The sequence below is a fragment of the Brevibacillus sp. MS2.2 genome (assembly GCF_013284345.1).
GTDB lineage: Bacteria > Bacillota > Bacilli > Brevibacillales > Brevibacillaceae > Brevibacillus > Brevibacillus brevis_C.
On record NZ_JABSUZ010000008.1, the window covers coordinates 1 to 13,577 of the forward strand.

The 13,577-nt window shown below is 48.1% G+C and carries 11 protein-coding genes; 1 reads left to right on the forward strand and 10 read right to left on the reverse strand.

What is annotated here, in order from left to right:
- From HP568_RS09090 to HP568_RS09125, 8 genes are all read right to left on the reverse strand, one after another.
- Positions 1–244 (reverse strand): Mur ligase domain-containing protein (locus tag HP568_RS09090; RefSeq protein ID WP_254551106.1); only part of this gene is annotated, 244 nt, incomplete at its 3' end.
- 152 nt (positions 245–396) lie between these two features.
- Positions 397–2,325 (reverse strand): stage V sporulation protein D, encoded by a 1,929-nt coding sequence (locus HP568_RS09095; protein ID WP_048033753.1) that lies wholly within the window; start codon positions 2,323–2,325, stop codon positions 397–399.
- Between the two features lie 64 nt (positions 2,326–2,389).
- Positions 2,390–4,879, reverse strand: a complete 2,490-nt coding sequence (locus HP568_RS09100; protein ID WP_173628918.1) for a penicillin-binding protein — start codon at positions 4,877–4,879, stop codon at positions 2,390–2,392.
- Between the two features lie 138 nt (positions 4,880–5,017).
- The gene (gene ftsL, locus HP568_RS09105) at positions 5,018–5,431 is read right to left on the reverse strand and encodes a cell division protein FtsL (protein ID WP_048033755.1); all 414 of its coding nucleotides are present in this window, start codon (positions 5,429–5,431) and stop codon (positions 5,018–5,020) included.
- A gap of 32 nt (positions 5,432–5,463) precedes the next feature.
- Positions 5,464–6,408, reverse strand: a complete 945-nt coding sequence (gene rsmH, locus HP568_RS09110) for a 16S rRNA (cytosine(1402)-N(4))-methyltransferase RsmH (RefSeq protein ID WP_056486021.1) — start codon at positions 6,406–6,408, stop codon at positions 5,464–5,466.
- A 17-nt stretch (positions 6,409–6,425) separates the two neighbouring features.
- The gene (gene mraZ, locus HP568_RS09115; protein ID WP_007717680.1) at positions 6,426–6,857 is read right to left on the reverse strand and encodes a division/cell wall cluster transcriptional repressor MraZ; all 432 of its coding nucleotides are present in this window, start codon (positions 6,855–6,857) and stop codon (positions 6,426–6,428) included.
- A 151-nt stretch (positions 6,858–7,008) separates the two neighbouring features.
- A complete protein-coding gene (locus tag HP568_RS09120; protein ID WP_048033757.1) occupies positions 7,009–8,268 on the reverse strand; it encodes an adenosylhomocysteinase in 1,260 nt (419 codons plus the stop codon).
- A gap of 94 nt (positions 8,269–8,362) precedes the next feature.
- Positions 8,363–9,253: a LysR family transcriptional regulator gene (locus HP568_RS09125; protein ID WP_082196051.1), complete on the reverse strand. Its 891-nt coding sequence runs from the start codon at positions 9,251–9,253 to the stop codon at positions 8,363–8,365.
- Positions 9,254–9,382: 129 nt separating this feature from the next.
- Between HP568_RS09125 and HP568_RS09130 the strand changes: the two genes are divergently transcribed.
- Entirely contained in the window at positions 9,383–10,645 is a 1,263-nt protein-coding gene (locus HP568_RS09130; RefSeq protein WP_173628919.1) for an APC family permease, read from the forward strand.
- Between the two features lie 38 nt (positions 10,646–10,683).
- Here the strand turns inward: HP568_RS09130 and HP568_RS09135 are convergent, their stop codons facing one another.
- A complete protein-coding gene (locus tag HP568_RS09135; RefSeq protein ID WP_173628920.1) occupies positions 10,684–11,736 on the reverse strand; it encodes an S-layer homology domain-containing protein in 1,053 nt (350 codons plus the stop codon).
- A 161-nt stretch (positions 11,737–11,897) separates the two neighbouring features.
- Positions 11,898–13,520 carry a bacillithiol biosynthesis cysteine-adding enzyme BshC gene (bshC, locus tag HP568_RS09140; RefSeq protein WP_173628921.1) on the reverse strand — a complete coding sequence of 541 codons (1,623 nt, stop codon included), beginning with the start codon at positions 13,518–13,520 and terminating at the stop codon, positions 11,898–11,900.
- Between the last annotated feature and the right edge of the window lie 57 nt (positions 13,521–13,577).

Here is a 13,577-nt window from a genome sequence, read left to right on the forward strand (position 1 = left end):
TATCCGGTACTTTGACAATAGTCGCTGGCACGTCCAGATCTTGTTCGGATAACACGGCAACGGCACCATCCTTCACCGCCTGGGCCGCGAACGTATGTCCATCCACGGTATATCCAGTCAGACAGACAAACAAGTAGCCGGGCTTTACCTGGCGCGAGTCTGCTGTCAAACCCGTAATCTCCATGCTGTCATCCCCCGAAACCGTTACTGGCAACAAAGGCATGAGCAGATCCCGTAGAAACATGAAACAGGCACCCCATTCTCCAACTAGTATAGACAGAAATTTGAACATTTGTACTTGGCTACGCCGATCATTTAGGCGCAGTCTTGACGAACAAAGGCAGAGCGAACGTAGACAAGCCTACTCCCCTCCGCCTTCGAAATCTCATTTTATAGCTAATTGGTCAATTTGTCACCAAGGTATATGCGAATTTTTCCGCCCTCATCAATTTTTACTCCGGGTGCAGGGGACTGCTGGATGACGTACTGACCTTTACCCGAAACGACTAGCGGCAGAGTATCATACGTCGTCACTACGTCTCTCATGGATTGTCCGACCATGTTTGGTACTTCGATTGGCGCCCTTTCTCCAAGTGCTTTGTTAATTTCCTTGGGGATGCCATCTTTTCGCTTCGGTACATTCAAATGTTGAAGGGAGGATTCCATGATACTTTTTACACTCGGAGCGGCAATCAATCCACCAAACGCCAGTGCTTTCGGATTGTCTACGGCGAAATATACGACGAGCTGTGGATCATCAGCTGGCGCAAAGCCGATAAACGACACGATGTATTCCCCGTCGACGTAACGGCCATTTTTTACTTTTTGCGCGGTTCCCGTCTTTCCTCCTACCCGATATCCTTCAATATATGCCTTATTACCCGTTCCTTGAGCGACTACACTTTCCAGGGCATGCCGAACTTTGGCGGAGGTCTCCTCCGTAATCACCTGTCGAACTTCCGTTGGCAAGGTCCTCGCTACGACATCGTGTGTCACACTATCCCGCCATTCTTTGGCGACAAACGGCTTCATAAGTTTGCCCCCATTGATAGCAGCCGAGACCGCAGCCATTTGTTGAATCGGCGTTACCGATACGCCTTGACCGAAAGAAGTCGTACCCAGCTCTACCGGTCCCACTTTATTCAAGTTGAATAACAGCCCGTTTTCTTCGCCGATCAAATCGATCCCTGTCTTTTGTCCGAAGCCAAATTTTTTGATGTAGTCAAAAAGTCGTTCTTTTTGCAGTCGCTGGCCCATCGTAACGAAGCCAGGGTTACAAGAATTCTCTACCACTTCCAGCATCGTTTCCTGTCCATGCCCCTGCCGCTTCCAGCAGCGCAATCGCTTCCCGGCCACGTTTATGAATCCCGGATCGTAAAAGCCCTCGTTCAAATTGATGACACCTTCGTTTAAAGCAGCTGCCAATGTCACAATCTTGAATGTGGAACCAGGCTCGTATGTTTTCCAGATAGGGAGATTTCTATTGTACACCTCGGAAGGATAGTCTCTGTACGCATCCGGTTGAAAAGTCGGGCGACTTCCCATCCCCAATATTTCTCCTGTCTTTGGATTCATGGCGATCGCCAGAACATCATCTGGCTGATACGCGACGACCGCCTGATCCAGCTCGCGTTCGATAAACGATTGGATGGTACTGTCGAGTGTTAAATACATGTCCATGCCATTCACGGGTGCTACGTAGTCTTCGGTTCCACCTGGCAGTACGCGCCCTTTCGCATCTGACGGAAATGAGATATGCCCCTCAGTCCCCATCAAGAAGGGATCATAAATTTTTTCAAGCCCTGTCAGCCCTTGATTGTCAATGCCTGTGAAACCAAGAATATGGGCTGCCATATTACCGTTCGGGTAAAAACGCTTCGTATCCCCTGCCAAGTATATACCTGGCAAATTGAGTTCTTGTATTTTTCTCGCCTTTTCAACAGACAGTTTTCTTCCACCAGGAATCTGGTTGTTACTCATTTCTTTTTTCGTAATGGCGCGAAATACATCTTCTTCTTTTTGCTCCAAAATGACGGCGAGCTGTCTCGCTGTTTCTTTAGGGTCTTTGATTTGAGCCCCTACCGATACCAATGTGGGGACGGTCATATTCGTCACGAGCTCATTGCCGCTTCTGTCTAGAATGCGACCGCGATTGGGTTGGAATTTAATTTCCCGCTTGAGCAGTTCATCTGACATTTGCGAGAGTTTTGGTCCTTCTATCAATTGAACATAACCCAAACGGGTGACAAGTGCCGAATACAAAACGACTCCTACAATCAAGATGATAAAAATGCGACGGCGTACAGTAGCATTGGATACCCGCAAAGCGAGTCCCCCCTCAAATAGGTTGTCTCTTCTTAACCTTATTCGCAGGGGGGACTAGTTAGAACTATGGAGTTGTCGGTGTTTGCGTTGCCTGGTCTCCTGGTTTGTCTGGAGGAGGTGCCTGTCCAGATGCTGGCGGCTGTGCTGCTCCACCTTGCCCAGTTTGTTGACCAGAACCAGTTTGCTGACCGGAAGATGGTGGAGCCGGATTATTTCCACCTGTTGGATTTGTAGTAGCATTCTGCCCTGGATTGTTTGGTGTTGTTGTAGCAGGCACTGTGCTGCCCTCCTGACCTGAAGGAGGCGTGGTCGGCACAGGTGGTTCCGACACGGATTGCAGCGTCACCTGAAGCAGCTCTGTGCCCTGGAGGATCGTTCCCGGAGGAATACTTTGTTGGGTGACGAAGCCAGTTCCAGTCGATTTCATTTCGAGATTGATCAAAGAGCTGAACTCCATGACGTCCCGTAATGATTTTCCTTTGAAATCAGGCATCTTCGTTCCTTTTACCCTGTCAGTTACGAGGATGATCTGTTCACCTGGAACGACCTGATCATAGGCTTCCGGATACTGTTTGACGATTTTCGTACCTGTCCCGGCTACTGTTACCGTCAAATTGTCCTGCTTCGCTCGCAATTGCGCAGCTGTCGTGGACATCCCTTCAAACTTAGGCAATGTCTTCGGTGTAGCAGGCGAGGATGCCAGTGCTGCCTGCGCTTCTTTTTTCGGCTTCGCCTTATCAATCTGTTTATTCTTGACTAAGGACAAATCAGGCTGCTGCTGCAAATATTGAAGACTGCGTTCCATAATGGATGTAAACATGGGAGCGAGCATCATCTGCCCCCACAGCGCGTACCATGCATCTGTTTGCGGATCGTCAATGACGACATAAACTAACAGCTTCGGGTTGTCTTTTGGCGCAAAACCGATGAAAGAACCAACGTAACGACCATCCATAATTTTCCCTGTGTTGGGATCATATTTTTGTGCCGTTCCCGTCTTTCCTGCTACTTGGTACCCTTCGATCTGATAGAGTGTACCAGTCCCGGGCTTCTCTGAGACAACCTTACCCAAAATGTCGCGTGTCTGTTTCGCAGTCGCTTCACTTACTACTCGCTCCACAACCTCACGTTGCGTGCGATTGACGACTGCTCCCGTATGAGGGTCGCGCATTTCTTTTACAATATGAGGCTTTAGAAGCTCTCCTCCATTCGCGATCGCCCCTACAGCGGCAACCTGCTGGATCGCCGTGACCGTCGCTGCTTGTCCATACGTTGTTGCGGCCCAGTCACGTGGTGACCGAGGTTTTTCCAGGTTGATCAAACTTCCTTCTTTCTCGTAGGGAAGCTCAATTCCGGTCTTTTCACCCATCCCGAATTTTTTGAAGTATTTCTTCAGACCTTCCAGCTTCAACCGTTCATAGCCCAACTTAGCGAACAATACGTTACTGGATCGCTGAACCCCTTCCAAAAAGGTGATGGTTCCCCAACCGGCACCATTGTTGTGGTCACGGATCGGAATCTGCCCCTTGATGGTATAAGCACCTGATTGATAGGTTTCATTCTGATTAAACATTTTTTCTTCAATCGCTGCGGCAAGCGTAATAATCTTAAACGTAGATCCCGGCTCAAACATCGTGGTGACAGCATGGTTATTGTAATTAGCAATCCCGTTGTAGTACGTATTCGGATTAAACTGCGAGCGGTTGCCCATCGCCAAAACCTCACCCGTTTGCGGGTCGGCTACAATAACCGTCATGCCCTGTGGCTTGTACTGCTGCTCCACCTTGTCAAGCGCTTGTTCAACATAATCCTGTATTTGGCGATCAATGGTGAGATAAACATCTAAGCCATCTTTTGCAGGAATGTACTCCCCTTCTCCGTCTGGGAGCTGGTAGCCTGCACGATCCCTCTGGTAGGAAATATGTCCCTTTTCGCCAGCTAATTGTGGGTTCAATTGCAGCTCGATCCCCATTTTCGGTTCATCATACAAATCAAGATAACCGATCACATGGGAAGCGAAGGCGTTATTCGGATAAATCCGGCGAGTCGTTTCAGTCAAATAGATGCCTGGGAGCTGGTTCTTTTTGACTTGCTCTCCACTAGGAAGCTTCGGATATTGCAATTCCAGAATGCGGTTCTTTTGCTCTTCACTGATCTTTTGACCGTAGCGCCCCAATTCCACTACTTTGTTCTGCTTGGTCAAATTCTTCACCAATTCCTGAACAGGCGCATTCAAAATCGGAGCCAGCATATTCGCTGTGTAGTAAGGGTCTTTCACCACATCTTCGTCTCTCGCATCAAGTGGCTTCAGCCTTGCATTTACCGTATATGCCTTACCCTCATACGCCAAAATCTCTCCGTTTCGATCATAGATCGCTCCACGCTTTGGCTTCAAAACATGTTCTCTGTCCCACTGCTTTTGTGCAGTTTCCATAATTCTGGCAGCCTCTGCCGTTTGGATCCAATAAATTCGAAAGCTCAACGTCGAGAAGGTCAAGATCAGGCATAAGGCTACCACGAGAATTCGCCAATTTACTTTTCGTTTCCATTCCATCTCCATTCAACTCCGTCGCATCAAAAATCGCCCGGCTCTCAAGAAAGGCTTAGAGGAGCCGAACGCAACCTAGCCGAGTCAGGAGTAGACTCGGGTTCATCTAAGAAAAAATGTTACCGCACGTCAGAGCAGTAACATTTAAGGTTTTTGGGGTTGTGTTTGAGGCAGAGAACTCGCTTGTACTCCTGGTTTCCCAATCGTATGTACAGCTGCTGGATTGTATACCATCCCCTGCTTCTCTGCTTCTTTTTGCAGGCGATCCCGGTTGGTCATTTGTTCAATTTGCAATTTCAATGTTGAATTTTTTTCTGCCGTCACACGATTTTCATGTTTGGTGCTTTGGATTTCGTAATTCAACTGAGAAATTTGCGAGTAGCGGACACCCACTAGACCCAAGCCGACAACGGTTAACGAGATAAATAAGAGATACAGCAATTTTTCTCCGGTCGGAATCGTTGGCTTGATTCGAACCGTGCGCTTTGTTGTTTTCGTTACAGAGCGGGATTTTTGTTCCAACTCCATAGCTAGATTTCCTCGGTAGTAATAACTCATCGCTTCTCCCTCCCCTTCTCGTCGATCCCGGTCTACAGCTTCTCCGCTACCCGTAGTTTAGCTGATCGTGCACGCTTGTTTGCTTCTAATTCTTCTTCTGATGGCAAAATCGGCTTCTTTGTAATGACTTTGACTACCGCTTTATTTCCGCATGTGCAAATCGGAAAAGCTGGCGGGCACGTGCACCCTTTTGAAAAGTCTTGATAAATTTGTTTGCAGATTCTGTCCTCTAATGAATGAAACGTAATGACACTTACGCGACCTTCTGGATTCAAAACCTCAATAGCATCGACGACGGCCTCTTTGAATGCATCCAGTTCATCATTGACTGCGATCCGAATTGCCTGAAAGGTGCGTTTCGCCGGATGGGGTCCGGTGCGACGCGCAGCAGCAGGAATTCCTTCCTTGATCAACTCAACGAGTTCACCTGTTGTTTGGATCGGCTGCTTCTTGCGTTGTTGTACGATTTGCCGGGCAATTCGCCGGGAAAATTTCTCTTCTCCGTACAGCCAAATGATCTTGGCAATCTCTTCTTCATCCCACTCATTGATAATGTCATAGGCGGACAATGGCGCTTGTTGATCCATTCTCATATCCAAGGGCGCATCGGCATTGTAGCTGAAGCCACGCTCTCCCTCGTCCAATTGCGGAGAGGATACCCCGAGGTCAAACAATACCCCGTCCACACCTGCCAAGCCTAAATCTCTCACAATGTCTTTGATATGGCGGAAGTTGCTCTTTACCAGCGTGACTCTATCCATATAGGAAGCGAGTCTTTCGCGGGCATTATCCAGTGCCCAGTCGTCCTGATCGATGGCGATAAGTCGACCGCCCTCCGTCAGCTTGGAAGCAATCAAGCTGCTATGCCCAGCTCCACCGAGTGTACAGTCTACATAAATGCCTCCAGGACGTATGTTTAGCCCTGCGACAGCCTCATCCATCAAAACGGTTACGTGATGAAACGACAATGTCGTCACTCCTGTTCTTCTCGCTGCTACAAATTAAAATCAACCAGTTTTTCGGCAATTTCTCCAAAAGAGCCTTCTGACTGGGCAAAATAATCTTCCCAGCGTTCCTTGCTCCATACCTCTACACGGTTTGACACCCCGATGATCACACATTCTTTTTGCATGCCTGCATGCTCACGTAAATTGGGTGGTATGTTTACCCTTCCCTGCTTGTCCCACTCGCATTCGGTGGCACCTGAAAAGAAAAATCGTGTAAATGCGCGAGCATCTGCTTTTGTAAATGGGAGAGACTTGAGTCTTTCCTCTAGTTGTTTCCACTCATCTTGCGGATAAGCAAACAAACATTGGTCCAGCCCGCGGGTAATTACAAAGGAAGTGCCTAGCCCTTCACGGAATTTGGCTGGGATCGTCAGGCGGCCTTTTTCGTCGATGCTGTGCTGATATTCCCCCATGAACACGCCCTGGTCCCCCACTTTCCTGTCGCTTGGCTCCACTTTCCCCCACTTTTCCCCACCTGGTACCTATTTGTTATTATAAAAAAAAATCCTGCGTTTGTAAGCAGGATTTTTTCGCTTATTTTTTTGCCGGGAAAAGACGGGATTCGAGGGACTATTCGACCCAGCTTTCCAGGTAGGATTTTTGCTCATCTGTCAATTTGTCGATTCCGATGTTCAGAGCTTCCAACTTGTACTGAGCCACCATTTGATCCAACTCGAATGGTACGTTCAGCACTTGCTTGCCAATGTTTTTGTACTGTTCATTGACATAAGCCAAGGATACCGCTTGCAGAGCAAAGGTCATATCCATGATTTCAGCCGGATGTCCGTCGCCAGCAGCCAGGTTCACGAGGCGGCCTTCTGCGAGCAAATACACTTTTCGACCATCAGCCAGGACAAATTCTTCAATATCTTTACGCACAATACGGGAAGATGTCGACATTGCAGTCAGATCGACCTTGTTTACTTCGACATCGAAGTGACCCGCGTTGGACAAGATTGCGCCATCTTTCATCACTGCAAAATGCTCTTTGCTGATGATATCGCGGTTACCTGTCACTGTTACGAAGTAGTCACCATGCTTCGCAGCTTCGAGCATTGGCATTACTTCAAATCCATCCATGTAAGCTTCTACCGCTTTGATTGGGTCGATTTCGGTTACGATTACTTTTGCGCCCAAACCTTTTGCACGCATCGCTACACCTTTACCGCACCAGCCATAGCCAGCTACCACAACCGTTTTACCAGCTACTACGAGGTTTGTTGTACGGTTGATACCATCCCATACGGATTGACCCGTACCATAGCGGTTATCGAACAAGTATTTGCAGAATGCATCGTTTACGGCAACCATCGGGAATTCCAGCTTGCCTTCTTTCTCCAACGCTTTCAGACGCAGAATACCTGTTGTCGTTTCTTCTGCACCACCACGTACTTGAGACAACAGATCACGGCGCTCGCTGTGCAAAATCGTGATCAGGTCGCCACCGTCGTCAATGATCAGGTCAGGACGAGTTTCCAGTGTTTTGATCAGATGCTCTTTGTATTCAACAGGATCTGGGTTGTATTTCGCAAATACGCGAATACCGTCTTCTACCAATGCTGCGCAAATGTCATCCTGCGTGGACAGCGGGTTGGAACCAGTAATGGTTACTTCAGCGCCACCAGCTTGAACTACTTTTGCCAGATAAGCCGTTTTCGCTTCCAAGTGCAAGGAGATCGCAACTTTCAGGCCTGCAAACGGCTGCTCTTTTTCAAAGCGCTCACGAATGCGGTTAAGGACAGGCATGTGTTCTTTTACCCAATCAATTTTCAGATGGCCGTTGTGTGCCAACGACATATCTTTTACGATGCTTTCAGACACTGTGTTCATGTATGGATGGACCTCCTTTTATCTCATAAAGCAACCTTACCTATCATATCATACGCAAGTTCAACCATCACCTGTTTTTCCTATTATCGGCAGTTTACGGCACTGCGCTTTCTACCGTAAGCAGCTCCAAAAAGCGCAGCAAAGCCTGTGGCATCCACTTCTTTTTATGGTAGACCAACTGCCGGAAAACACGGATATCCGGATGGGAAAAGGGGAGTATCACAAGTGTACCATTTTTCACTTCTTCCTGTACGGCAATTTTCGGCAGTAATGCAATTCCTAAATCATAAGCAACACACTGTTTAATCGCTTCCAGACTGCCGAACTCAAATGAAGACTCTACAGTGGCCCCTGTTTCACGCAGCACCGATTCCATCATCCCTCGGTAACTGCATCCCTTTTCTGTAAAAATCCAGGTTTCCCCTGTAAAATCGAGAGTTTCTACCTTCTCTTTTTTCGCCAGCGGATGGGTAGGTGCAGCAACAACAACTAGTTTTTCCTCACCTAAAACGACATTTGTCAGCTCAGATTGATCTTGGAGCCAATCGAGCACAAAGGCGAAATCGAACTTCCCTTCCTTTACCCCTTGTCTCAAGTCTTGGCAGATACCCGGCGCAAGCATGATCCGCATACGCGGCTGCTCCAAGCGAAATTTTTGCAAATAAGGGGGTAAATAAAAGGCCGCCAATGACTCCACTGTTCCGATACTCAATGTTCCCGCCAGATGTGCTTGCTCTGACAGATTCGCTTTTGCCTCATCTAATACGGCTTGTAGCTGTTCACTGTAACCGAGCAGCACTTCACCTGCGTGGGTAAGCCTGATTTTTTTGCCCCAACGCTCGAATAGGCTGACACCGAACTCCGATTCCAGATTTTGAATTTGGGCTGTTACACTCGACTGCGCGTAGCCTAACATTTCTGCTGCACGTGTAAAGCTCTGGCATTTTGCTACTTCACGGAATGTTTGCAAATAACGAGTATCCAGATTTCCCCCTCTTTTCATCGAAAAAACCGATTTGAATTATCTAATATTATAGATAACTCCGATGATTAAGTCTATGCTACACTTCAGTTACCAACGACATGGTAAGTAAAAAAAGTGAGGGATCTACCCATGGGGAAATTATCCACGCAAGCCCCCGGTCTAGCCAAAACACTGCGACTTCCGCAAATCGTCGCCTTATACATCGGGGCGGTGATAGGTTCCGGCGTACTGCTCATCCCCGGACTCGCAGCCGAGAAGGCTGGTCCTGCTTCCATTTTAGCTTGGCTCGTCATGTCTATTCTCGTCCTGCCCATGGCCATTACGATGGGGCTGTTATCTGCTCGTTATCCGAGCTCAGGTGGCGTCTCCACATTTGTACGGACAGCGTACGGAGATCAATTCGGAAACATGGTTGGCTGGTTCTTTCTCTTGTCTGTCCCGATTGGCGCACCGATCCTGAGTGTGACAGGGGCCAACTACATTGCGATCCTGCTGAACTGGAGTGAGTCGCAAGTATATGTGGCGGCTGCACTGCTTCTTCTCGCTGTCCTTATGATGAATGTTGTAGGCTTGCATGTAGCTGCGCGTGTCCAAACGTTTGTTGTCTCGCTGATTATCACGATTTTGATTTTGGCTGTCGTCGCAAGCATTCCGCATGCATCTGTCACTCACTTTACCCCTTTTATGCCAAACGGTTGGTTGAGTGTCGTGCAAGCAGCAGGTTTGATGTTCTGGTGCTTCATTGGGTGGGAAGCCGTGACGCATCTCTCAGAGGAATTCGTCAATCCTGCGAAAAACGCGATTCGCGGGGTTTTGTGGAGTGCAGGAATCGTCGCTCTCTTGTATTTTGCCGTTGCCTTTATGACTGTCGCTACGCATAGCTACGGGGTCGGCATCTCCGCTGCCTCACTCAGTGTCATGGTTCAACTCTCCCTGGGTCCGATCGGCGGATGGATTGTAGCCGTAACTGCCTTGTTCATTTGTATCGCAACAGCCAACGCTTACATTGGTGCTGCTTCCCGCATCGCCTATTCGTTGGCGCAAGAAAAGATCGCTCCTCGCTGGTTTGGTACTCTTCACGCCAAATACCGGACACCAACCGGAGGGCTTCTGTTTCTCTCTCTTTGTTTTGTCGTCGTTCTCGGCGTACTCTATTTTGACGTGATCGACTTGTCGAGACTCATCGAACTGCCCAATGCTACCTTTTTTGCAACTTACATCGGCGGGTGTCTGGCTGGGGTCCGACTCTTGCGCAATAGTCGCGTAGGACGTATCACTTCCTGGACTTCTCTCGTTTGTACAGTAGGACTCTATCCTTTTTTGGGAAGGTCCGCTCTCTATCCTCTCTTGATTGCACTCGTCCTTTTTATCTGGCAAAAACGTCATGCCTGACACGAAAAAAGGCTGGGGACATGTCCCAGCCTTTTTTCTTATTCATCTTTTCCAATCAGTCGAAACGTTTTGCCATCGCTCGAGGAAAGGTAAAACGTGCGATCGACGCTTCCTCCCAAATCTCCTGCGTAATATTGAACAGTCATTCTGTATTTATTCATTCCGATTTTTGCAAAGTACATCAGCTCATTAAATTGCGGAAACCGGACATAATCATACACTTCATACTGCATAAATGAGAAATGCTCACGTAAAAACGATTCGCTGACAGGCAGATTGTTTTTCTTTACATACGCGACCAAGTCATCAAAACGACGAATCTTTTGCTGATCCATCACGTCTCCTACAAATGACGAGACCGCTTGTGTCATTGCCTTTTTCTCGCTTTCCGATACATTGCCAGGGTACAGCTCATCAATTTTTGTTTCCAAACGGTTTAACAAGACGACTGCCTGTGCTCTGTTGATTTTGTCATCAGGACGGAAGCTTCCATCTGGAAAGCCAGCCAAAATCCCCATTTTATAGGCAGGGTAGACCGTCATTACCTGTGTTTCATTTTCGACCGAAAGATCCGTGAAAAACTTCGCTGTCGTTCCCCGATATTTTTCCCCTTCTGATTGATGCCCGATAGCTGCCAGCAAGGTCCTTGCCGCTTCCAACCGCGTCATGCTTTCCGTCGGTTTCCCAGATGGCATGATACCCGCTGAAGCCAAATGATGATAGGTTTTTTCCGACCAACGTCCCGCAGCAGCCTGCAAGTAGGTCTCTTTGATAAAGCTGTCAGGCTCATGACCTGTAAAGGAAGGAATGACGCGTTCAATCAGGGATAAAAACTGTTCTTGCGTCACTGTTTGCTCTGGCTTAAAGGTTCCGTCGGGAAAGCCTTTAATCAATCCTTTTTTGGTCGCAATCCCTATTTCTTTTGCTGCCCAATGTCCATTTGTGTCGATAAATGCAGGGGAATTGGCTACGTATTCTTCCCGTGCGTCAGCCGTTTTCAATCCTGCAGTTGCAATGCCCGTCAAAAAAACCGACAAGCTAACAACTAGTAGAGTGGCTTTTTTCCCGATTTGTTGTAATGTAAACTGCATCCCGAGTACCACCTTTCCCCTAAAACAATCCATTACTACTAAGACGCAGAATTTGTCGGAAAAGTTTCGGCATAATTGGAAGAAAAGTTTTCCATCAGCTTAAACAACAAAAAAATAGCCGGGTCCACTTCTAGGACGATCCGACTATTTTGTGCTGCATGTTACAGGTAATAAAGTTGATGAGTACCATCATGCGCGAATGGCGCATTTACCAATCGGTCAATCAAGCCAAGACCATACTTATTTGCAAACGGGAAAAACGAATGCTTTCTTTCTTGCAACCCACCTTCAGGCAACAAAGCGGTCTCAATTCGTTGGACGCGCACATGCTCCACGTCATCTTTTTGCTGTAGCGAACGAATCAGACGCTCTTCCAAAAAGGATACTTGTTCTAGCAGCAGCTTACTATTTTTCTCAGCCAGGCCACGCAATCCGCCATCCAGAGAAACAACCTCCTCTACCAACGGACGATAAATCGACATGATCGACTCCCGTGCCGATGCGAATTGCTGCTCCAACGGATGTGGCCCCTGGTTTTTGGACCACTCGGTTTTCCAAGCGGTGAAATCAGTCAAAACTTGTTCAATAGAAAGCCCCAAGCTCTCCAGCAGTCTCTGTTGAGCACCTTCTACAAGGGTAATGGACATACGAGGCAATACGATCGGCATCTGCATCCCGAATAGCTCGAATACCTCCCGATAAAATGCCCAATAAGCAATCTCGCCCGGACCTCCAATGAAGGCAAGCGTAGGAAACAGATGCTCCTGCATCAACCCACGGGTAACGACATTTGTGCTAAAACGCTCCGGTGAATCCGCAACCTGCTTGAGCAATTCATCGCGACTGTAAGAACGTCTCCGATTGATAAAGCGCTCCCCGTGACGTTCTAGCAGCAATCGATCATTGCCCTCATAGACGAACAAATTAGCTTGATGCTCTTCCACTTGCAATTGAAGCGGATAGCCAGCCGTTGAAATCCGATCCGCTGCCCGTAGCAACACCTTTGCCATTTGCTCATTGTTTTCAATGATCTGGGAAAAGATGGGTTGCTGTAGTTCACGAACAAACGGCAACGAGGATTCAACCAGAACAAGACCGTGCTTGCCAAACAGTTTTGCCATCAAGCGGGCAAACCACTCTGCGACTGTACGCGAATCTGCCGCAGTCTGCGTCAGCAACTCACGAATCTGTTTGGTTTCGGCAGTCTCTGTCTGTCCCTGGAAAAACTTTTCCAGGAACTGCGTACACAGCTCAGGGTCCAAGGGGAGCGTACTTGCCGATTGGCGGCCCTTTTTGTTCAGAGCCAGTCGCTCTTTTTGCAGGCGCTTCCCATCGTCCGCTGCCCAGTACACATGATCGATCTCATCGATGTCATGGTCTTCGCCAGCAATCCAAAACACCGGAATGACGTTCGCCTGAAGCTCGGCAGACAACCTCTTCGCTGCTTGAATCAGATGAACAGCTTTGTTGACCGTATAGAGTGGTCCACCCAGAACTCCTGCTTGCTGGCCGCCGATAACCACATAGGTGTCAGGCTGTTTGAGCAACTCGATATTATTCAGTGCTTCAGGGTGAGTACCCATCTCTTTATTAAAATGATATAAGCCTTCCACGAGCTGGTTCCGGTGAGGATAGGATTGACTTTGAAGCCATTCCACGCGTTCTCGGTAGGACTGTTCACGGTAGGGATTATGTGCAAAAAACTGTAATGCAGAGGCATTTTGCTGCTGGTACTCCTGTGCCAGCGGATTCGCCAATGGAAGCGCGAGACATTCAACATTCATGCTAGCTCACCTTTCTTAGGGCCATGGTCAACCAAAATTATAACATGCTCCACAGCC